We start from the raw sequence: 20388 nt of genomic DNA, 5'->3' as shown, positions 1-20388 counted from the left end.
AGACTTGCTTGCGCGTCTTGCGCGTGCTCAGGTTCAGGGCGAGGTTGGTTTGCTTCATGGATGAGGAGAATGCCAGCGGTGGCTGACACCTACCAGACAGACGGGGAGGTTTTGCAGGATTTCCCTAGGAGCCTGTCGGACTTGGAAATCGCCGGCTGCAAATCGACCGCAGCGGCTCATTTTTTACCGTCTTTTTGCCCAATAGCTCGGCTATTGGGCTGCAAATCCGGCAAAAACTGTGCTCGCTGGGGCCGATTCTCGCTTTCGGCGCTCCAAGCCCGACAGCCTCCTAGAATCGCGGCCCATGCATATTCATATCCTGGGCATTTGCGGAACCTTCATGGGCGGACTGGCGGCGCTGGCGCGCGAGGCCGGCCACCGCGTCACCGGCTGCGACGCAGGCGTCTATCCGCCGATGAGCGATCAGTTGCGCGCGCTCGGCATCGAGCTGATCGAGGGCTACGGCGCCGACCAACTGCAACTCAAGCCCGATGTCTTCGTTGTTGGCAACGTCGTCAGCCGCGCGCGGCTGGCCGACGGCAGCCCCAAATTTCCGCTGATGGAAGCCATCCTGGACGCCGGTCTCCCCTACACCAGCGGCCCGCAGTGGCTGGCCGAGCAGGTGCTGGCGGGGCGCCACGTGCTGGCCATAGCCGGCACGCACGGCAAGACGACGACGACCTCGATGCTGGCCTGGATCCTGGAATGCGCCGGCCTCACTCCCGGCTTTCTGGTCGGTGGCGTGCCGCTGAACTTTGGCGTCTCGGCGCGCCTGGGCGCGCAGGCCGCAGGGCAGCAGCGGCCGCTGTTCGTGATCGAGGCCGACGAGTACGACACCGCGTTCTTCGACAAGCGCAGCAAGTTCGTGCACTACCGCCCGCGCACCGCAGTGCTCAACAACCTGGAGTTCGACCACGCCGACATCTTCGACGACCTGGCGCAGATCGAGCGCCAGTTCCACCACCTGGTGCGCACCGTGCCGGCGCAGGGGCGCGTCGTCGTCAACGACCTGGAAGAAAGCCTGACGCGCGTGCTGTACCAGGGCTGCTGGAGCGCCGTGGCCAGCTTTGGCAGCACGGTGAGCGACTTTCACGCCGATGGCGAGGCGCACGACTTTCGCGTGCTGCACCGCGCCAGCGGCGCCACCGGCCATGTGCAATGGGCGCTGACCGGGCGGCACAACCAGCTCAACGCGCTGGCCGCCATCGCCGCGGCAGAGCACGTGGGCGTGCCGGTGGATCAAGCGGCGCAGGCACTGGCCAGCTTTCAGAACGTGCGCCGGCGCATGGAGCTGCGCGGCTGCGTGGCCGGCATCACCGTGTACGACGACTTTGCCCACCACCCGACGGCAATCCGCACCACGCTGGACGGGCTGCGGCGCAGCGTAGGCAACGGCGCGCGCATCCTGGCGCTGTTCGAGCCGCGCAGCAATACGATGAAACTGGGAACGATGGCCGCCCAGCTGCCCTGGTCGCTGGAGGCGGCCGACCTGGCGTTCTGCCACACCGCCGGGCTGGACTGGGACGCCGCCCAGGCGCTGGCTCCCATGGGCGCGCGCGCCCAGGTGGCGGGCGACCTGGACACGCTGCTGGCGCAGGTGCTGCAGGCCGCGCAGCCGGGCGATCACGTCGTGTGCATGAGCAACGGCAGCTTTGGCGGCATCCATGCCAGGCTGCTCGACGCTCTGGCCCAGCGCGTCAAGACAGGCCTACGGTAACAACCCCGGACAGTCGCTCAGAAACTGACGGCCATGGCCGCCACGTCCACCCGCACCAGCGGCTGCGACAGCGCGCCAACGGCCGCGCGGGCAAACTGCTGCGCCCAGGCATCGTCCTTGAACAGGCGCGCGCCGGCCGCCTGCGCGACGACCAGCACCTTGTCGGCCAGCAGCACCTTGCCGGTGGCGCGCAGCGGCTCGCAGTCCAGGCGCACGAACTCATCGTCCAGCCAGCGGCGTGCATGATCGGCGGCCATGGGCTCGCTGCCGCGCAAGTCGATGTGATATTCCTCGCCGGGCGCCAGATTCACAAATACTTCACTGCGCATGGTGTCATCCTGAAAGCGTATTGACGGTTGGGATTGCGCGGCCCGCCGCCGGGCCGCGCCACGGCGGCAAGCTTACAGCGCCGGCACACGCCAAGACCATCCAACGCGGCCGCGTGTTTGGCGGCGAACCCGCATCACACGGCGGCCACGGCCGGCGCCTGTGCCTGTGCCGCCGCAGCGCGACGGTGGCGCACGGCCTCGGCCAGGTCGGCCAGCAGGGCTTCGGAGTCGTCCCAGCCCAGGCAGGCGTCGGTAATGCTCTGGCCGTAGGCGAGCGCATTCGGATCGTCCTTGCCCGGCGTGAACTTCTGCGCGCCGGCTGCCAGGTGGCTCTCAACCATTACGCCGAAGATGCTTTGCGAGCCACTGGCGATCTGCGCGGCGATGTCGCGCGCCACGTCGCGCTGGCGCTCGTGCTGCTTGCTGCTGTTGGCGTGGCTGCAGTCCACCATCAGCCGCGGCGGCAGGCCGGCCTTCTCCAGATCGGCGCAGGCGATGGCCACGCTGGCCGCGTCGTAGTTGGGCGCCTTGCCGCCGCGCAAAATCACGTGGCAGTCCTGGTTGCCCGCGGTGTGCACGATGGCCACCTGGCCGTTCTTGTGCACCGACAGGAAGTGGTGGCCGCGGCTGGCGGACTGGATGGCGTCGGTGGCAATGCGGATGTTGCCGTCGGTGCCGTTCTTGAAGCCGATCGGCGCCGAGATGCCCGAGGCCAGCTCGCGGTGCACCTGGCTCTCGGTGGTGCGCGCGCCAATGGCGCCCCAGCTGATCAAGTCGGCGATGTACTGCGGGCTGATCACGTCCAGAAACTCGCTGCCCGCCGGCACGCCCAGGCGGTTGATGTCGATCAGCAGCTCGCGCGCAATGCGCAGGCCTTCGTCGATGCGGTAGCTGCCATCCAGGTAGGGGTCGTTGATCAACCCCTTCCAGCCCACCGTGGTGCGCGGCTTCTCGAAGTACACGCGCATCACGATCTCCAGGTCGTCCTTGTACTGCGCGCGCACCTTCTGCAGTTTGCGCGCGTAGTCCAGCGCCGCGTCGGGATTGTGGATGGAGCAAGGCCCGATGATGACCAGCAGGCGGTCGTCTTCACCGCGCATCAGGCGCTGGATGCCGCGGCGGGTGTCGGCGATCAGGCGCTCGACGGCCGAGCCGCGGATGGGGAAGAAACGAATCAAATGGTCTGGTGGGGGAAGCACGGTGATGTCCTGGATGCGTTGGTCGTCGGTCTGGCTGGTCGAGTCACCGCGGGAATACCAGGTATCGGATGCAGGGGCGTTGGCAGTCATTTGTCGTCCTCAAGGTGGGTTGTGTTCATTGCGGGCCAAAAAAAACCGCCGGGCTGTACAGCTTCGGCGGTTTCTTGGGGTTTGGGTGCTCAGTATTTCAGGTGCGCTCTTACCTCTCATCCGCCTTGGACAGAGAACCAAAAGTAAAAGTAGAACGGGGCTTGAACGCGCATGGCTGTCAATGTAGCACGATTTGGTGCATTGCAACATCCCTGCCCTGTTGCCGTTTGGCTACATGCGCCACCAGCGGCGCAATCGCGCCAGGGCACTGCCCACCCTTCTTGGCGGTACATCGCCCCGGGGCTGCACCGGCGCGGGCAATGGGTCGTCGTCATGGAAATCCAGCAGCACCAGCGCCTGGCCCAGCGCGCGCCAGGCTTGAACCTCGAAGGCGCTGAACACGCGCGGCTCTTGCGCGCCGCCCTGGTGCAGCGCGTCCTGCCAGGCCTGCAGCGTGTCCTGCAGCTGCGCCACGCCATGCGCGTAGGCATCGCATTCGGGCAGCGCGTGCCAATGCGGATCGAGTGCGGTGAGCTGATGGCTGTGGCGGCGCAGCGCCTGCGCCAGCGCGTCGACCTGCGCCAACAGATCCTGCGCCCGGCGAGCCTGGTGGCGCGCGCGGGCCAGCGCCTCGATTTGCGCCGACAGCGCGCCCAGCGCATCGCGCAGCTCGCGCGCCTGCGCATCGCCGCCCGCATCAAGGCGCAACTGGCGCGCCAGATCGGCCAGCGTGGCGCCCGAGGTGGTGCGCAGTGTGGTGGGTGACGGGCGCCGGGCCATGGCGTTGCGACAATGCCCGCCTGCGCCCGGCCGGGTTCAGGCGGTGCCGCCCACGGTCAGGCCGTCGATGCGCAGCGTCGGCTGGCCCACGCCCACCGGCACGCTCTGGCCTTCCTTGCCGCAAGTGCCCACGCCGCTGTCGAGCTGCAGGTCGTTGCCGATCATGCCGACCTTCTTGAGCGACTCGGGGCCGCTGCCCACCAGCGTCGCGCCCTTGACCGGGTAGACGATCTTGCCGTTTTCCACCCACCAGGCCTGGCTGGCCGAGAAGACGAACTTGCCGCTGGTGATGTCGACCTGGCCGCCGCCGAAATTGGTCGCGTACAGGCCGCGCTTGATGCTGGCGACGATCTCCTGCGGATCCTTGTCGCCCGCCAGCATGTAGGTGTTGGTCATGCGCGGCATCGGAATGTGGGCGTAGCTCTCGCGCCGGCCGTTGCCGGTGGCGGACGCACCCATCAGGCGGGCGTTGAGTGAATCCTGCAGATAGCCCTTCAGGATGCCATCCTCGATCAGCACGTTGCGCTGCGTCGGATGGCCCTCGTCGTCCACGTTCAGCGAGCCGCGCCGGTCGGCAATCGTGCCGTCGTCGAGCACCGTCACGCCCCGCGCGGCCACGCGCTCGCCGATGCGGCCGCTGAACGCGCTGGAGCCCTTGCGGTTGAAGTCGCCCTCCAACCCGTGGCCGACGGCCTCGTGCAGCAGCACGCCGGGCCAGCCCGGGCCCAGCACCACGGTCATCTCGCCGGCGGGCGCCGGGCGCGCCTGCAGGTTGACCAGCGCCGCGTCCACGGCCTCGTCCACGTAGCGCTTGATCTGCGCATCGTCGAAATACGCCAGGCCAAAGCGCCCGCCACCACCGGCCGCGCCCATCTCGCGGCGCGGGCCCTGCTGGGCGATCACCGTCACCGACAGCCGCACCAGCGGGCGCACATCGGCCGCCAGCGTGCCGTCGGCGCGGGCAATCAGCACCACGTCGTACTCGCTGGCCAGGCCGGCCATGACCTGCGCCACGCGCGGATCGCGCGCGCGCGCCAGTTGCTCCACCTTCTCCAGCAGCTGCACCTTGGCCGTGCTGTCCAGCGTGGCGATCGGGTCGAGCTGCGGATACAGCGCATGGCTGCGCGCCACCTTGGCCGCGCGCACGCGCGCCGACTGGCCCGCCGCGGCGATCGAGCGCACCGTGTGCGCCGCGTCCAGCAGCGATGCCTCGGAGATGTCGTCGGAATAGGCAAACGCCGTCTTCTCGCCGCTCACCGCGCGCACGCCCACTCCCTGGTCGATGGAGAAGGCGCCCGTCTTGACGATGCCCTCCTCCAGGCTCCAACCCTCGGTGCGCGTGGTCTGGAAGTACAGGTCGGCGTCGTCGACGCGGTGCGCGCGGATCGCGGCCAGCGCGCGCGCCAGGTGGGTTTCGTCGAGCCCGAAGGGCTCCAGCAGCAGCGCGCGGGCCGTGGCCAGGCGCTCGATGGTCGGTTCGCGGGAAATCATCCCCATATTGTAGGCAGGCGCCCCTTGCCCCGTGGGGCGGACGGGCCGGTTCAGCGCCCTGGCAGCAGGTCGCTGTCCTGCGGCTGCTGGGCGCGCGCCACCGACATCAGCACCCCCAGCGCCAGCCCCATCGTGACCATGGCCGTGCCGCCATAGCTGATGAACGGCAGCGGCACGCCGACCACGGGCAGGATGCCGCTGACCATGCCCATGTTGACGAAGGCGTAGGTGAAAAAAATCACCGCCACCGCCGCCGCCGCCAGGCGGGCAAACAGCGTCGTGCCGCGCGAGGCAATGGCCAGCGCGCGCCACACCAGCAGCAAGAAGCAGGCGATCAGCGTGAGGTTGCCCGCCAGGCCGAACTCCTCGGAGAAGGCGGCGAAGATGAAGTCAGTGGTGCGCTCGGGGATGAACTCCAGGTGCGTCTGCGTGCCGGCCATGAAGCCCTTGCCCCAGACGCCGCCCGAGCCGATGGCGATCATGCCCTGGATGATGTGAAAGCCCTTGCCCAGCGGGTCGCGCGTGGGGTCAAGCAGCGTGCACACGCGCTGCTGCTGGTAACCATGCAAAACCGGCCAGTCCACGCCGTCGGCGCACCAGCTGCCGCCCATCACCACCAGCACCGCAATGCCCACCGCGCCCAGCAGCACCGGCGGCAGCACCAGCTTCCAGGACAGGCCGGCAAAAAAGACCACCGACAGGCCGGCGGCCAGCACCAGCAGGGAGGTGCCCAGGTCGGGCTGCTTCATGATCAGGCCCACCGGCAGCATCAGCAGCACCAGGGCGACGACGAAGTCGAAGGCGCGCAGCTGGCCCTCGCGTTTCTGGAACCACCAGGCCAGCATCAGCGGCGTGGCAATCTTGAGCAGCTCGCTGGGCTGGATCACGATGCCGACGTTGATCCAGCGCGTGGCCCCCTTGCGCGTGATGCCGAACAGCGCCACGCCCACCAGCAGCGCCACGCCCAGCGCATAGGCCGGCACGGCCAGGCGCATCAGCTGCTGCGGCGGCACCTGGGCGACGATGAACAGAATGGCCGCACCCAGCAGCATGTTGCGGCCGTGGTCGACAAAGCGCGTGCCGTGGTCGAAACCCGACGAATACATGGCCACCAGCCCCAGGCCTGACAGTGCCAGCAGCAGCAGCAGCGTCGGCCAGTCGAAGCCGCGAAACAGCGGCGCGATGCGCTCGGGCAGCGTGGGAGAGTCGATTGCGGCGGCCATGGGGCGCTGATTATCGCAACCGCGGGCGGCTCCCGCGCGCGCAAACACGGCCGAGGCACTGGCACAAGTGGGCATGCGGGTAGGCACAATCGCAGGCCATGACCACCACCCACATGCTTTATCTGCACGGCTTTCGCTCTTCTCCCCAGTCGGCCAAGGCGCAACGGATGGCCCGTTACGTAGAGCAAAACCACCCACGGGTGCAGCTGTGGTGCCCGCAACTGCCACCCTCGCCGCGCGAGGCCATGGCGCTGATCGAGGACGGCATTGCCGGCTGGCCGAGCGCGCGCATGGCCGTCGTCGGCTCGTCGCTGGGCGGCTACTACGCCAGTGCGGTGGCGCAGCGCATGCACTGCAAGAGCGTGATGCTCAACCCCGCGGTCGACCCGGCGCGCGATCTTGCGCACTACATCGGCGAGCAAAGCAGCTGGCACACGCCCGAGGAGCGCTTTTTCTTTCGCGCCGAATACATCGACGAGCTGCGCGCACTCGACGTGCGCGGCCAGCCCCAGGCCGCGCCCGAGCTGCTGGTGGCCGCCCGGGGCGACGAGCTGCTGGACTGGCGCGAAATGGTGGCGCGCTACCCACAGGCGCAGCACATCGTGCTGCCCGGCGGCGACCATGCTCTGAGCGACTTCGAGCAGGTGCTGGCGCCGGTTTTCGCCTTCCTCGACCTGGCCTGAAACCACCAGACCTGTGTGAGACCGCCCGGCGCAGGCGCCGCGGCGCATGGGACAATTGCCGCCATGCATGCATTGTTCGACGACGCCGGCAAATTTCTGGCCGGCCGCATCCTCTCCGAAACCGACAGTTCGGCCCAGATCGAGCTCGACAGTGGCAAGCGCGTCAAGGCCAAGACCGCGCACATTCTGCTGAAATTCGACCAGCCCGCGCCCGCCGACCTATTGACGCGTGCGCGCGAGACGGCCGCCACCATCGACCCGGCGCTGGCCTGGGAATTCGCCCCCGAGGGCGAGTTCGGCTTTGCCGAGCTGGCGCGCGACTATTTCAGCGCCAGCGCCCCGCCGGTGGAGCAGGCGGCCATGCTGATCGCGCTGTTCGAGGCGCCGCATTACTTTCGCCGCGCGGGCAAGGGCCGCTTCAAGAAGGCTCCGGCCGACATCGTCGCCCAGGCGCTGGCCGCCATCGAGAAAAAGCAGCAGATCCAGGCGCAGATCGACGCCTGGGCGCAGGAGCTGGCCGCCGGCCAGTGCCCGCAGGCGATCCGCGACCAGCTGTACAAAATCCTGTTCAAGCCCGACAAGAACGCGCCCGAATACAAGGCCGTCGTCGAGGCCAGCCGCAGCACCCACCAGGCGCCGCTGGCGCTGCTGCAGGCGGCCGGCGCCATCGACTCGCCCTACGAGTTCCACTACCGGCGCTTCCTGTTCGAGTTCTTCCCGCGCGGCACCGGCTTTGCGCCCGTCACCGCGCCCGAGCCGCCCGCCGACCTGCCTCTGGCGCAGGTGAGCGCCTACTCCATCGACGACTCGCACACCACCGAGATCGACGACGCGCTGTCGCTGCAAGGCCTGGGCAGCGGCCAGGTCACGCTGGGCATCCACATTGCCGCGCCGGGCCTGGCGATCGCGCCGGGCGACGCGCTCGACCAGCTCGGGCGCGCCCGCCTGTCCACGGTCTACATGCCGGGCAACAAGATCACCATGCTGCCCGACGCCGTGGTGCAGACCTACACGCTGGACGCCGGCCGCGCCAACCCTGCAGTCTCGCTGTACGTCACCTATGACGAGGCAACGCTGCAAGAAATCTCCAGCGAAACGCGCCTGGACCGCGTGCCGGTCGACGTGAACTTTCGCCACGACAAGCTCGACCACATCGTCACTGCCGACTGGCTGGCCGGCGGCGACTCGCCCGCCGACACACCGCAAGAACTGGCCGCGCGGCGCGAGGAACTCGCCTTTTTGCACCGCCTGGCGCAGCACCTGAAGGCCGGGCGCGAACAAGTGCGCGGCAAGCCCGAGACCTTCAACCGCCCCGACTACAGCTTTCACCTGCTGGACAAAAAAGGCGACGCGCCCGACGGCAGCGAGACGGTGCAGATCACCACGCGCCGGCGCGGCGCGCCGCTGGACCTGATCGTCGCCGAGGCGGCCATCGTCGCCAACAGCACCTGGGGCCAGATGCTGGCCGCCCAGGGCGTGCCCGGCATCTACCGCAGCCAGGCAAGCCTTGCGTCCGGCATCAAGGTGCGCATGGGCGTCAAGGCGCTGCCGCACGCGGGCATCGGCGTCAAGAGCTACGCCTGGGCCACCTCGCCGCTGCGCCGCTACGTCGACCTGGTCAACCAGTGGCAAATCATTGCCTGCGTGCGCCACGGCGCCACTGCCGCGCTGGCCGCGCCGTTCAAGCCGCGCGACGCCGAGCTGTTCGCCATCATCAGCAGCTTTGACGCCGCCTACAGCGCCTACAACGGCTACCAGAGCGCGATGGAACGCTACTGGACGCTGGTCTGGCTGCAGCAAAACGGCGTCACCGAACTGGACGCCGCGGTGATCCGCGAAGGCATGGGCGGCGACTCCCTGGTGCGCGCCGACACGCTGCCGCTGGTCTTCTCGGTGCTGGGCGCGCAAAACCTGCAGCGCGGCGCGCGGGTGCGCGTGCGCCTGGGCGACATCGACCCGATTGCGCTGGACGTGCATGGCACCGTTCTGGCGCGCCTGGACGACCCGCTCGACCCCGGCGACGACGCGGCGCTGGACGACGAGGGCGACGACGGCGAAGAAGCCGGCGCCGGCGCGCTGGCGATTGCGCTGGACGTGGACGAACCCGCCGGCGACGCCGCCGCCACGCCCGCATCCGTGCCCGGATCCAGCCCCGCCCCGTGAAACTCCCAGCCCTGCTCGCCCGCCTGAGCACGCTGCAGCTTGCGCTGGCCATCTCGGTCGCGGTGCACGCCGCGCTGCTCACCGTGCGCTTCGTCAATCCCGAAGGCTTCAACCGCGTGTTCCAGGACACGCCGCTGGAGGTCATCCTGGTCAACGCGCGTACCGACGAGCGCCCGGACAAGGCGCAGGCCATCGCCCAGGCGTCGCTGGCCGGCGGCGGCGAGGCCGCCCAGGGCCGCGCCACCAGCCCGCTGCCCTCGGCGGCGCTCACCACCGTGGGCAACGACCTGGAAGATGCGCAGCGGCGCATGGACGAGCTGATGGAGCAGCAGAACATGCTGCTGGCCCAGGTGCGCCAGCAGCTGGCCCACCTGCTGCCACCCGACGCGCAGCGCACCAGCGCCAGCGGCGAGCAAGACCAGCGCCAGGAGGAAAAACGCCGTCAGCTCGTCAAGCTGCTGGCCGAGATCGAAAAGCGCATCAACGAAGAAAACGCCCGCCCGCGCAAGCGCTACATCAGCCCGGCCACGCGCGAGGAGGCCTACGCCATCTACTACGACGCGCTGCGCCGCAAGATCGAGGACAAGGGCACGCAGAACTTCCCCGAGCAGGGCGGGCGCAAGCTCTATGGCGAGCTCATCATGGTGATGACCGTCAACCACGACGGGCGCGTGCTGGCCACCGAGATCGCGCAAAGCTCGGGCAACCGGCTGCTCGACCGCCGCGCCGAGGCCATCGCCCGCGCCGCCGGCCCCTATGGCAGCTTTACCAAGGCCATGCGCGCGCGCGCCGACCAGATCGCCATCGTCTCGCGCTTTCACTTCACCCACGACGCCACGCTGCAGACCGAGATGCGCTGATGACCGCCGACACGACCACCGACCTGTACTGCGTGATGGGCAACCCGATTGCCCACAGCCGCTCGCCCTGGATCCACGCGCGCTTTGCCCAGCTCACACAACAGGCGCTGCGCTATGAAGCACGCCTTGTTCCGCTGGACGGCCTGGCCCAGGCGCTGACCGACTTTGCCGCCGCCGGCGGGCGCGGCTGCAACATCACCGTGCCCTTCAAGCTGCAGGCGGCCGAGCTGGCGCACACGCGCAGCGAGCGCGTGCAGCTGGCCGGCGCCGCCAACACGCTGGCCTGGGACGGCGAGGGCCGCATCCATGCCGACAACACCGACGGCCTGGGCCTGGTGGCCGACATCACCCAGGGCGCGGGCCGCGCGATTGCCGGCGCCAGCGTGCTCCTGATCGGCGCCGGCGGCGCCGCTGCCGGCGCGCTGGCTCCGCTGCTCGAGCAGCGGCCCACGCTGATCACCGTCGCCAACCGCACGCTGGAGCGCGCGCAGGCGCTGGTCGAGCGCCATGCCGCGCTGGCGGCCACCCACCAGGTGCCGCTACTGGCGGCCGCGCCCGCCACGCTCAGTGACAGCTTCGACATCGTCATCAACGCCAGCGCCAGCAGCCTGGCCGGCGACGCCGCGCCCGTGCCCGACTGCGTGCTGCGCCCCGGCAGCCTGGCCTACGACATGATGTACGGCCCCGCGGCCCAGGGTTTCCTCCAGTGGGCGCACCGGCACGGCGCGCAGGGCCGCGACGGCCTGGGCATGCTGGTCGAGCAGGCCGCCGAGGCCTTTGCGCTGTGGCGCGGCGTGCGCCCGCCCACGGCCGGCGTGCTGGCCGCACTGCGCCAGCCATGAACGCCCTGCTGCGCTGGCTGGCCCTGGCGCTGTGCGCGCTGGCGGGGCTGCAGCTTTTCTTCGTGCTGCGCATTGCGGCCATGGCCGGCGTGAACCCCGAATCCACCGCCATGCAGCGCTCGGCCGCCATCGCGCAGCTGCGCGGCCCGAGCGCGCTGCACTGGCGCCAGCAGTGGGTGGACTACGCGCAAATTTCCGACCAGCTCAAGCGCGCGGTCATCGCGTCCGAGGACGACGGCTTCGCCCGCCATCACGGCGTCGAGTGGCAGGCCATCGAGCGCGCATGGGCGCACAACGAGCGCAGCCAGCAGCGCGCCAGCGCACGCCGCCCCGCGCGCATCCGCGGCGGCTCCACCATCACCCAGCAGTTGGCCAAAAACCTGCTGCTGTCGGGCGAGCGCACGCTGCTGCGCAAGGGCCAGGAGCTGGTGCTGGCACTGGCGCTCGAAGCGCTGCTGCCCAAGCAGCGCATCCTGGAGATCTACCTCAACAGCGTCGAATGGGGCAACGGCGTCTACGGCGCCGAGGCTGCTGCGCGCCACTACTTTCGCAAAAGCGCGCGCCAGCTCAGCGCCATCGAGGCCGCCCGCCTGGCCGTGATGCTGCCCGCGCCCAAGCGCTTCGAGAAAATGCCCCAGTCCACCTACCTGGCCGCGCGCGCGCGCACCATCGCCGCGCGCATGCCCGCCGCGCAGCTGCCCTGAGGCGCCCTTGACCATGCGCATCCTCGGCATCGACCCCGGCCTGCAGACCACCGGCTTCGGCGTCATCGACGTCGATGGCCACGCGCTGGCCTACGTGGCCAGCGGCACCATCCGCACCACGGGCGCCGGCGTCGCGCTGGGCGACCTGCCGGCGCGGCTGAAGATTCTGTTCGACGGCATCAGCGAGGTGGCGCAGCGCTACCAGCCCGACACGGCCGCGGTCGAGATCGTCTTCGTCAACGTCAATCCGCAATCGACACTGCTGCTGGGCCAGGCGCGCGGCGCGGCGCTCACCGCGCTGGTCAACGCCCGGCTGCCGGTGGCCGAATACACCGCGCTGCAGATGAAGAAAGCCGTCGTCGGCCACGGCCGCGCGGCCAAAGCCCAGGTGCAGGAGATGGTGCGCCGCCTGCTGCACCTGCCCGGACTGCCCGGCACCGACGCCGCCGACGCCCTGGGCCTGGCCGTCACCCACGCCCACGCCGGCGCGGCCATGGCGCGCGTGGGCGAAGTTGCGCAACTGACGCGCCGCCAGCACGCGATGTACAAGGGCGGGCGCAGTTACTGAGCCTAAATCCGGATTTAGGCTGAGGCTGGGTGCAATACCCGTCATTCCGGCGAAAGCCGGAATCCAGGAACCCCGGCTTGCGCCTGGGGTGATGGATTTCCATCAGGCTGAATCAGGCCGAGCGCGCCTGCGGTGCAATAGGCGTATCCGGCATCTGGCCGCTATCCGCAGGCAGCGCCGCAATACCTGACACCACGTCGCCCACGACGATGACCGACGGGCTGGCCAGACCATGGCCCACGATGGTGTCATGCAACCGTCCGAGCGTGGTGACCGCGTGGCGCTGGTCGGGGCGGCTGGCGTTTTGCACGATGGCCACCTGCGTGTGCGCCGGCAGACCGGCCAGCAGATCCTGCTGCAGCCGCTGCGCACTGGCCATGCCCATGTAGATCACCAGCGTCAGGCGCGCCTGGTGGGCGGTTGCGGCCAGCTGGCGCCAGTCGGCGGGGTCGCTGCCCGGGCGGTTGTGGCCAGTGATGAACACCACGCCCTGCGCGTGGTCGCGGTGCGTCAGCGCCACGCCCAGCGCCGTGGGGCCGGCAAGGCCCGCGGTGATGCCGTTGACGACGTCGACCGTGACTCCCGCCGCGCGCAGGTGCTCGGCCTCCTCGCCGCCGCGCCCGAAGATGAAGGGGTCGCCCCCCTTCAGGCGCACCACGCGCTCGCCATCCTGAGCGGCGCTGACCATCAGCCGCTCGATGAAGGCCTGCGGCGTGCTTTTGCAGCCGCCGCGCTTGCCCACGCGCACCACGCGCGCGCCGGGCGGCGCCAACGCGACGATCTCGTCGCTGACCAGGTCGTCGACCAGCAGCAGGCTGGCCGCCTCGATGGCGCGCAGCGCCTTGAGGGTCAGCAGTTCGGGGTCGCCCGGGCCGGCGCCCACCAATGTGCAATGGCCTTGTTTCATTGGATGTCCTCGGTTTGCAGTTGCTGCCTCAGCCTCCGGCACAGCCCGGTGATGTGTTCCACCTGCTGCGCCAGCGCAGCAGGTACGGGGAGCTGGCCGTCCAGCACCTGCCGGGTGTAGGCGGCGGTGCTGGCGGCGTCGATGGCCGCGGGCAGGCCGGGCACTCCATCCGCCGTGCCGGGCACCTGCTCGGCCAGCAACTGGTGGCGGCCCTGCAGCCAGGCGTCGTAGCGCGGCTGGCGGCGCGGGTCGGCGGCGCTCTCGCCCTCCAGCCCGCGCGACAGCAGGGCGTTGAGCCCCAGCTCGGCGCAACACTCGCCCATCAGCGCAAAGTAGTCGGCATGGGTGTAGCTGCTGACCAGCAGCGCTGCGCCCTGGGTGGGCATCAGCAGCTTGACCAGGCTGTGGCCGCTGCTGCGCAGGCCGATGTGCCGGCGCACCTCCAGCAGCCGCACCAGCCCCGGGTGCAACGCGGCCGTGGGCAGGTGCGCCACCGTGCCCGGAGCAATCGCCGCGGGCGCAGCCAGCGCGGGCGTGCCCAGCGCCCGCAGCACCTCGGACGCCTGCACGCGCCCGTCCTCGGTCGCCATGCCGTGCAGCAGCACCGGCAGGCCACGGCGCGCCAGCAGCAGTGCCAGCAGCGGCGTGAGCACCGGCAGGCGGCGCGCGCCGTTGTAGCTGGGCAGCACCACCAGCGGCAGGTCGGCAGGGTTTGCGGGGATCAACGCGATACGCTCGCGTGCGGCATCAACGAAGCCGCACATCTCCTCGGCCGTCTCGCCCTTGATGCGCATGGCCGCGCAGAAAGCGCCCAGCTCCAGGTCGCTGACCTCGCCGTCGAGCACCTGGCCCATGAGGTCGGCAGCCTGCGCTCGCGTCAACGCCTTGGCGCCGCGCGTGCCGCGGCCGATTTCCTTGATGTAGTGGCTGATGCCCATGGTCGGTGTGCAATGAATGGGGCCGCCATTGTCGGACAGGCTTCATACCGATTCGGGTATTTGGATAGTCCTGCGAAGCCTGGTTGCAGGCCTTCTGCGCACCCATCAGAGCGAGGGCGCCCCTCCTGCCAAAACATTGGGCTCCATCGCGGCGAGGGCGCCGCTCCCACGGCGGAAGCGGCATCTCGCGGGGCGGTGCCCAACATTTGGCAGAAGCGGTGTCCTCACCGCGACCCGGGTCAACGGCTCAGGATGAGCTGCGCAATCACGCCGGTGGCAATCGCCACCAGCAGGTAGTCGCTGCCGTACTGCACCCAGTGGTAGCCGCGCGGCGGCGCATTCAGGTGGTGCGCGCGCCAGTTGTTGACAACGTACTGGCGGCCGCGGTAGCGGGCCGGCACGCGGTCGCCGCGGTGCCAGCGCTGCTGCGGCCCACTGCCACGCCAGGGCCGCTGGCGGGCCTGTGCGTGCGGCGGCGGGCCGGAGTGCGGACGCGCCTGTGGCGGGCGCTGCTGGGCGTGGCCCGGGCGGCTCTGCGTCTGGCCGGGGCGATGCCGGGGCGGCTGCTGCGGGCCGCCGCGGCCGTCGTGGCGTCCGTCGCGCGGCTGGGCTTGCGCCATGGCCGGCAGGCCCAGGGCCAGCGCGGCGCCTGCGGCCCAGGCAATGAAGGCACGGCGCGGCGCGCGGGCGGTGATCTGGGTAGTGGGGCTCATGTCTCGTCCTTTCGTGGCAGTAAACGTGCGCCCATGGTCGCTGATTTGCCGCCGCGCAACAGGTGCCGCGCAGCGGTTTTACCGAAGATTTGCATGCGCTTACCGGGGCTTTGCCAGCACGTGCACAGCGTTCACCGGCCGGTAACCCATCGCAACATCTTGAGCAACCTCATCCCGTGCGCGAGCCATGGATCCATGAATAAGTCCCAGGCTGTTTGCTCCGTGCTTTCGACTCGATTCACTGGAATGGATCACATGGAAACGGCCGCCTTCAGCTGTTTCTTGATCGGCGCAAATGCGCCCGCCAGTGTCCATTCCCGCCGGTGACCTTTGCAGCATCCACGGGATTGCCCGATCGCTAGGATGATTCCCATTCATCCATTCAAGCGTTCGCGCCTGCCCGCCATGCCACTTTCCACATCGACCGATCTCCAGCCCCGGCTGCCCGACTTCTTCGACCAGGCACCGACCCTGACGGTGCGCGATCCGCTGTCCGAGTTTCTTGGCGCTGCCGAGGGCGGCGTGCTGCGTTACGGCTATGCCGACGCGGTGCGCCTGGCCGGCCATTCATGCCCGACGGTTGCCGGCGCCTACCTGATGACGCTGCACGGCCTGCGCGCGCTGTACGGCGACGCGCTGCCGGTGCGCGGCGAGGTGGCGGCCTTCATGCACGACGCGCGCGACAGCGGCACCACCGGCGTCACCGCCTCGGTCGTGCAATTGCTCACCGGCGCCGCACCCGAGACGGGCTTTCACGGCATCGGCCCGACTGGCCGTTTTGCCCGCAACGAGCTGCTGCACTTCGACCGCAGCGACGTGCCCGGCGTCTTCGGCCTGCAGCGCACCGACACCGGCGCCGCCGTCGCGCTGCAGCTGAACGCCGCACTGGTGCCCTGGAACGAGGAAATGCCGCGCGTGCTGCCCTACGCGATCGCCGGCCGCGCCAGCGAAGAGCAGTTGCGCCGCTTCGGCCAGCTGTGGCAGCAGCGCGTGCGCGCCATGCTGGTGGACTTTGCCGACGATGCTCAGCTGGTGCAGGTCACGCCCTGGGACAAGCGCCACTGAATATGTCCTGGAGCAAGCGGATGTGCGTCATCGAACCGGATGGTCGGCCAGCGCCAGCCATCTCGAATCGGGCCGCATTTCCCCAATCAACGCCGTGCTTGTTTTCAAGGATTCTCTGCAGGCGATTCTCCGTTTTCCGTCGACAGCTCGGCTTGCCGTAGCACCAGCTGCGTCGCACCTTCGGCCAGATCGGGCGGATAGCCGTAGCGGGCCAGCAAGCGCCGCACGTTGCGACGCAGGCTGGCGCGCACCGATTCGCGCTGCACCCAATCGAGCTTAGGCATTTTCTTGACCATCTCGGTCAACTCGCGCGCCATCAGCCGCAGGGTGTCGCTTTGCATCGCGTCGCGCGCTGACTCGTTGTCGGCCAGGGCGTCGTAGAACGCGGTTTCTTCCGCGCTCAGGCCCAAGTGCTCACCCTGCCGCCGGGCCTCGCGCAGGCTTTTCGCCAGGTCGATCAGGCGGGCGATCATCTCGGCGGTCGAGATGGCCTTGTTGGTGTAGCGCGAAAGCGCATCTTCCAACGCCTCGCGGAATTTCCGGCTCTGCACCAGATTGCTGCGTTCGGTGATGCGGATCTGGTCGTTCAGCAGCTTGCGCAGCGTTTGCAGGGCCAGATTTTTCTGCTCCAACGCGGCCACACGCTGCAGAAAGTCATCGCCCAGGATGTCCAGGCGCGCCTCCTCAAGCCCTGCCACGGCAAACAGGTCGATCACGTCGTCGGCATCCACGGCGCCGCCGATGACCTGGCGCACGGCCGCATCCACGTCGCGCTGTCGGCTGTTGGCCGCGCGGCGCCCATCGTCGTCGGCCAGACGCTTGCGGATCATGGCCGCGCAACGCTGAAAAAAGGCCAGGTGTGACGTGATGGCCGCAGTCTCCGGTCGCGGCACCGCCAGCGCGAAGGCCGTCGCCAATTCCTTGACCAGCGCACGAAAGCGCTGCCAGCCGTCTTCCTGACCCAGCACGTGGTCGATGGCGCGAAGGTACAGCGGCAGCACGTCGCGCGGTTCGGCGTCCAGCGCCGCCGCGTAGTCGCAGCCGTGGAAGAAATCACGCAGCTTCTCGAACGCCGCCTGCATCGCCGGCACGGCCTCGCCTTGTACCTGCCGCACTGCTTCGCCCGTGCCCCCGGCTTGGGTATAGGTGGCCAGCGCATCCGCCAGTTGATCGGCCAGGCCGAGCAGGTCCACGATCAACCCGCCGGGCTTGTCGCCATAGACCCGATTGACCCGCGCGATGGCCTGCATCAGGTTGTGCCCGGCCAGCGGCTTGTCCAGGTACAGCGTGTGCGCCGGCGGGCAGTCAAAGCCGGTCAGCCACATGTCGCACACGATGACCAGCCGCAGATCATCGGCCGGATCCTTGAAGCGTTCGGCCAGGCGCTTGCGCGCAGCCTTGGTGCGCACATGGCTGCGCAGCGGCTCGGGGTCGCCATCGCTGCCGGTCACCACCACCTTCATGGCGCCGCGCTCGTCGTCGGCATCGTGCCAGTCGGGGCGCAGCGCGCGGATGGCCTCGTACAGCCGGGCGACGATGTCGCGGCTCATGGTCACCACCATGGCCTTGCCTTCCATGGCCGCGCGGCGCTGGTTCCAATGGTCAACGATGAAGGCCGCCAGGCGCTCGATGCGCTCCGGCGCGCCGACCAGCGACTCCAGCGGCACCCGGTACCTGCCCGGCGCTACCTCGCCGTCGCGATCCGCGTTGACGACATATTCGACTTCTTCTTCCGCAACCCGCAGGCCCGCTTCATCGACCTTGAGCTTGACGATGCGCGATTCGTAATACAGCGGCTTGGTGGCGCCATCGTCCACCGCTTGCCGGATGTCGTACACGTCGGCGTATTCACCGAATACGTGAATGGTGTTCTTGTCGTCGCCCTCCAGCGGCGTGCCGGTAAAGCCGATGAAGGTGGCGCCCGGCAAGGCTTCGCGCATCCAGCGCGCGCCGCCCTCGACAAAGCCGTACTGGCTGCGGTGCGCTTCGTCGGCCATCACCACCACGTTGTGGCGCTCGGAAATCACGCCTGCGCCTTCCGCGAATTTCTGGATGGTGGTGAACACCACACCGCCTGCGGCGCGGTCAAGCAGCGCTTTCAGATGCTCGCGGCTCGCGGCCTGCACCGGCGGCTGGCGCAGCAGAGCACGGCCGGCGGCAAAGGTGTCGAACAACTGGTCGTCCAGATCGTTGCGGTCGGTGATCAGCACCACCGTCGGGTTGGCCAGGCGCGGCTCGCGAATCAGGCTGCCTGTCAACATCAGCATGGTGAGCGACTTGCCCGAACCCTGCGTGTGCCAGACCACGCCGCCACGCCCGTCACCCTCCGGCTTCAAGCGCGCCAGCACGCTGGCGTGCGCCTTGCGCACGGCACGGAACTGGTGGTAGCCGGCGATCTTCTTGACGACGTCGCCGCGCTCGTCTTCCTCGAAGGTGACGCAGGCACGCAGGTAATCCAGCAGCGCGCGCGGCTCCAGCAATCCATGAATCAACGCATCCAGCGTCGGCGCGCCGCCTCCATCAGCCAGTGGCCGCCACGGCATGTAGCGGCTCGCGCCAGCGGTGAGGGAGCCCACGCGCGTCAACAGGCCATCGGACACCGCGCACAGCACGTTGGGCGCAAACAGGTCCGGCGTGGTCGCCATGTAGCGCTTGAGCTGAGCCATCGCCACGCCCAGATCGGCCTTTTCATCGGCCGGATCTTTCAGCTCGATGACCACCACCGGCAGGCCGTTCAGAAACAGCAGCAAATCCGGTCGAACATGCTTGCCCGACGGGCCTGCAACAGTGAGCTGACGCACCGCCAGCCAGTCGTTGGCCGCCGGGTTGTCGAAGTCGATCAGCCGGGCGCGGCCACCACGCATCTCGCCGCCTTTGGCGTCGCGGTATTCCACCGGAACGCCATCGACCAGCAAGCCGTGCAGCCAGCGGTTGTTCTGGATCAGCGTGGGGTGCGGCGGATGCAAAAGCGTGTGGGCCACGCCCGCCAGTGCCTCGCGCGACAGCGCGGGGTTCAGCCGTTGCAGCGCGGATGCCACGCGGCCGGACAACACGACGTCGGCAAACGACGCGCGCTCCGGCTGCGGCGCATCGGGCCCCAGCTCGGGCCCGTGGCGCAAATCGAATCCCGATTGGCGCAGCAGCCCGAGCGCCCCGAGTTCGACGTCCTGCTCACGTGGCATGGGCAAGCTGCGGTGCTTCCGCCACCTCTGCAAGCGGCTGGAATTCGGCCCCGGTGCAAGGCGCGAAACCGTGTGGCCAGGGCGCCCGCAGCAAACACAGCACCCGCATTTGCAACGGCGCGCCATGGTTCACGCGGGCCACGCGCAAGTCGATGGACTGCACGCCGCCTCGCGTCGCCAAGGCGCGCACGTCGCGTGCCAGATAACGCGGCACATAGCCCAGGCGCAGCCGCTGCACGCCATCGTCCAGAACGGCCACGGCATGCGGGTCATGCGCGTTGTCGTCTTCCAGCTCCAGGCGCAAAACGTCTTGCGCACGCAGCGTCGCCAGCCGCTCATGCGCCGGCGCGCCAGCGTGGCGCAAGCCGTGCAAAAAAAAGCGGTCGCTGTAGCGGCCTTGCGCGTCGGCCACGGGCTGGGGAAATACTTCGAGCGCGTCGGTCTGGCGAATGCCCTCAGTCACACCCAGTACGGCCAGCGGCGTCGGCGGGCTTTTCGGGTCAAAGCCGCTCCACGTCAGCCAGGCCTCGTACTCGGGCCGAGAGCGCGAGAGCAGGCGATTGGCCAGCAGCGGAAACAAGGTGCGCGAGCGATACACCGTGCGCAGATCGTCCATGCCCGGGAAAGGATGAAATCCCGGCAGCGTCAGCGCCCCGTGCGTGTAGGCAAAGCGATATTCGCCATCAGCATGTTCCAGCTTTGCCACGGGCGACCACGCGCCCCGTTCGGCCGAGCCGCCGCGCCATGCGATGAATACGGTCGTGTTCATGATTCCTCCGGTTGCAGTATCCGCCTTCGGTTCTGGGCCGAGGGTGTGCAGAATTTTGTGTAAACGGACAATCCACCGCCGGCGTAAGCCGGCCTGTCCGTAAGCGCAATGAACACCAAGAAACACGACGTACCCGAAGAACTGCTGTCTGGCCTGCTGGCCAAC

Annotated in this window: 18 protein-coding genes; 8 read left to right on the top strand and 10 right to left on the bottom strand. The window is 68.9% G+C overall.

Translation table 11 applies throughout. The features are described 5' to 3' along the window. The first annotated feature begins 304 nt into the window (after nt 1-304). On the top strand, nt 305-1717 hold the full coding sequence (mpl, locus tag ABD767_RS16575; protein WP_103045716.1) for a UDP-N-acetylmuramate:L-alanyl-gamma-D-glutamyl-meso-diaminopimelate ligase: 1413 nt from the start codon (nt 305-307) through the stop codon (nt 1715-1717). Nucleotides 1718-1734: 17 nt separating this feature from the next. Here the strand turns inward: mpl and ABD767_RS16570 are convergent, their stop codons facing one another. The 5 genes from ABD767_RS16570 to rodA form a co-directional block, all read right to left on the bottom strand. Continuing rightward, a complete protein-coding gene (locus ABD767_RS16570; RefSeq protein WP_103045715.1) occupies nt 1735-2046 on the bottom strand; it encodes a hypothetical protein in 312 nt (103 codons plus the stop codon). Nucleotides 2047-2180: 134 nt separating this feature from the next. Beyond that, nucleotides 2181-3335, bottom strand: coding sequence for a 3-deoxy-7-phosphoheptulonate synthase (locus tag ABD767_RS16565; RefSeq protein ID WP_103045714.1), 1155 nt, complete (start codon nt 3333-3335; stop codon nt 2181-2183). Between the two features lie 231 nt (nt 3336-3566). Further along, nucleotides 3567-4115: a hypothetical protein gene (locus tag ABD767_RS16560; protein WP_103045713.1), complete on the bottom strand. Its 549-nt coding sequence runs from the start codon at nt 4113-4115 to the stop codon at nt 3567-3569. Between the two features lie 36 nt (nt 4116-4151). Continuing rightward, nucleotides 4152-5606, bottom strand: coding sequence for a metalloprotease TldD (gene tldD / locus ABD767_RS16555; protein ID WP_103045712.1), 1455 nt, complete (start codon nt 5604-5606; stop codon nt 4152-4154). A gap of 50 nt (nt 5607-5656) precedes the next feature. Then, nucleotides 5657-6829, bottom strand: coding sequence for a rod shape-determining protein RodA (gene rodA / locus ABD767_RS16550; protein ID WP_103045711.1), 1173 nt, complete (start codon nt 6827-6829; stop codon nt 5657-5659). A gap of 98 nt (nt 6830-6927) precedes the next feature. Here rodA and ABD767_RS16545 point away from each other — a divergent pair, with 98 nt between their 5' ends. The 6 genes from ABD767_RS16545 to ruvC all read left to right on the top strand — a co-directional run bounded on the left by ABD767_RS16545 (nt 6928) and on the right by ruvC (nt 12649). After that, a complete protein-coding gene (locus ABD767_RS16545) occupies nt 6928-7512 on the top strand; it encodes a YqiA/YcfP family alpha/beta fold hydrolase (RefSeq protein ID WP_103045710.1) in 585 nt (194 codons plus the stop codon). A gap of 63 nt (nt 7513-7575) precedes the next feature. Further along, nucleotides 7576-9675: an RNB domain-containing ribonuclease gene (locus ABD767_RS16540; protein ID WP_103045709.1), complete on the top strand. Its 2100-nt coding sequence runs from the start codon at nt 7576-7578 to the stop codon at nt 9673-9675. Further along, a complete protein-coding gene (locus tag ABD767_RS16535; RefSeq protein WP_103045708.1) occupies nt 9672-10535 on the top strand; it encodes a TonB family protein in 864 nt (287 codons plus the stop codon). Before ABD767_RS16540 ends, ABD767_RS16535 begins: the two co-directional genes overlap by 4 nt. Beyond that, nucleotides 10535-11377 carry a shikimate dehydrogenase gene (gene aroE / locus ABD767_RS16530; protein ID WP_103045707.1) on the top strand — a complete coding sequence of 281 codons (843 nt, stop codon included), beginning with the start codon at nt 10535-10537 and terminating at the stop codon, nt 11375-11377. The genes ABD767_RS16535 and aroE overlap by 1 nt, the downstream gene beginning before the upstream one ends. Next, entirely contained in the window at nt 11374-12081 is a 708-nt protein-coding gene (gene mtgA / locus ABD767_RS16525; RefSeq protein WP_103045706.1) for a monofunctional biosynthetic peptidoglycan transglycosylase, read from the top strand. Before aroE ends, mtgA begins: the two co-directional genes overlap by 4 nt. Before the next feature lie 13 nt (nt 12082-12094). Beyond that, nucleotides 12095-12649, top strand: coding sequence for a crossover junction endodeoxyribonuclease RuvC (gene ruvC / locus ABD767_RS16520; RefSeq protein ID WP_103045705.1), 555 nt, complete (start codon nt 12095-12097; stop codon nt 12647-12649). Nucleotides 12650-12761: 112 nt separating this feature from the next. Here ruvC and cobA read toward each other — a convergent pair whose 3' ends face one another. The 3 genes from cobA to ABD767_RS16505 all read right to left on the bottom strand — a co-directional run bounded on the left by cobA (nt 12762) and on the right by ABD767_RS16505 (nt 15207). Further along, the gene (gene cobA, locus ABD767_RS16515) at nt 12762-13556 is read right to left on the bottom strand and encodes a uroporphyrinogen-III C-methyltransferase (protein ID WP_103045704.1); all 795 of its coding nucleotides are present in this window, start codon (nt 13554-13556) and stop codon (nt 12762-12764) included. Then, nucleotides 13553-14494, bottom strand: a complete 942-nt coding sequence (ybiB, locus tag ABD767_RS16510; RefSeq protein ID WP_103045703.1) for a DNA-binding protein YbiB — start codon at nt 14492-14494, stop codon at nt 13553-13555. Before ybiB ends, cobA begins: the two co-directional genes overlap by 4 nt. Nucleotides 14495-14733: 239 nt before the next feature. Beyond that, entirely contained in the window at nt 14734-15207 is a 474-nt protein-coding gene (locus ABD767_RS16505; RefSeq protein ID WP_103045702.1) for an RcnB family protein, read from the bottom strand. A 405-nt stretch (nt 15208-15612) separates the two neighbouring features. On the opposite strand from ABD767_RS16505, the gene ABD767_RS16500 reads away from it, so the two are divergent. After that, complete coding sequence (locus tag ABD767_RS16500) at nt 15613-16272, top strand: FmdE family protein (RefSeq protein WP_103045717.1); 660 nt, start codon at nt 15613-15615, stop codon at nt 16270-16272. A 104-nt stretch (nt 16273-16376) separates the two neighbouring features. On the opposite strand, the gene ABD767_RS16495 is transcribed toward ABD767_RS16500, so the two are convergent. Beyond that, nucleotides 16377-19454 carry an HsdR family type I site-specific deoxyribonuclease gene (locus ABD767_RS16495; RefSeq protein WP_103045701.1) on the bottom strand — a complete coding sequence of 1026 codons (3078 nt, stop codon included), beginning with the start codon at nt 19452-19454 and terminating at the stop codon, nt 16377-16379. Then, the coding region (locus tag ABD767_RS16490) for an HIRAN domain-containing protein (protein ID WP_344869963.1) at nt 19444-20388 on the bottom strand (945 nt) is incomplete at its 5' end. The genes ABD767_RS16490 and ABD767_RS16495, both read right to left, overlap by 11 nt.

This window comes from Comamonas faecalis, from assembly GCF_039538025.1.
Lineage (GTDB): Bacteria > Pseudomonadota > Gammaproteobacteria > Burkholderiales > Burkholderiaceae_C > Comamonas_C > Comamonas_C faecalis.
Note: the sequence above shows the minus strand (reverse complement) of the source record. Positions and strands in the feature narration are given on the sequence as shown.

Bases quoted from the DNA above. Each gene is read 5' to 3' on its own strand.
- mpl (WP_103045716.1), top strand. From the start codon at position 305: ATGCATATTCATATCCTGGGCATTTGCGGAACCTTCATGGGCGGACTG.
- ABD767_RS16570 (WP_103045715.1), bottom strand. From the start codon at position 2,046: ATGCGCAGTGAAGTATTTGTGAATCTGGCGCCCGGCGAGGAATATCAC.
- ABD767_RS16565 (WP_103045714.1), bottom strand. From the start codon at position 3,335: ATGACTGCCAACGCCCCTGCATCCGATACCTGGTATTCCCGCGGTGAC.
- ABD767_RS16560 (WP_103045713.1), bottom strand. From the start codon at position 4,115: ATGGCCCGGCGCCCGTCACCCACCACACTGCGCACCACCTCGGGCGCC.
- tldD (WP_103045712.1), bottom strand. From the start codon at position 5,606: ATGATTTCCCGCGAACCGACCATCGAGCGCCTGGCCACGGCCCGCGCG.
- rodA (WP_103045711.1), bottom strand. From the start codon at position 6,829: ATGGCCGCCGCAATCGACTCTCCCACGCTGCCCGAGCGCATCGCGCCG.
- ABD767_RS16545 (WP_103045710.1), top strand. From the start codon at position 6,928: ATGACCACCACCCACATGCTTTATCTGCACGGCTTTCGCTCTTCTCCC.
- ABD767_RS16540 (WP_103045709.1), top strand. From the start codon at position 7,576: ATGCATGCATTGTTCGACGACGCCGGCAAATTTCTGGCCGGCCGCATC.
- aroE (WP_103045707.1), top strand. From the start codon at position 10,535: ATGACCGCCGACACGACCACCGACCTGTACTGCGTGATGGGCAACCCG.
- mtgA (WP_103045706.1), top strand. From the start codon at position 11,374: ATGAACGCCCTGCTGCGCTGGCTGGCCCTGGCGCTGTGCGCGCTGGCG.
- ruvC (WP_103045705.1), top strand. From the start codon at position 12,095: ATGCGCATCCTCGGCATCGACCCCGGCCTGCAGACCACCGGCTTCGGC.
- cobA (WP_103045704.1), bottom strand. From the start codon at position 13,556: ATGAAACAAGGCCATTGCACATTGGTGGGCGCCGGCCCGGGCGACCCC.
- ybiB (WP_103045703.1), bottom strand. From the start codon at position 14,494: ATGGGCATCAGCCACTACATCAAGGAAATCGGCCGCGGCACGCGCGGC.
- ABD767_RS16505 (WP_103045702.1), bottom strand. From the start codon at position 15,207: ATGAGCCCCACTACCCAGATCACCGCCCGCGCGCCGCGCCGTGCCTTC.
- ABD767_RS16500 (WP_103045717.1), top strand. From the start codon at position 15,613: ATGCCACTTTCCACATCGACCGATCTCCAGCCCCGGCTGCCCGACTTC.
- ABD767_RS16495 (WP_103045701.1), bottom strand. From the start codon at position 19,454: ATGCCACGTGAGCAGGACGTCGAACTCGGGGCGCTCGGGCTGCTGCGC.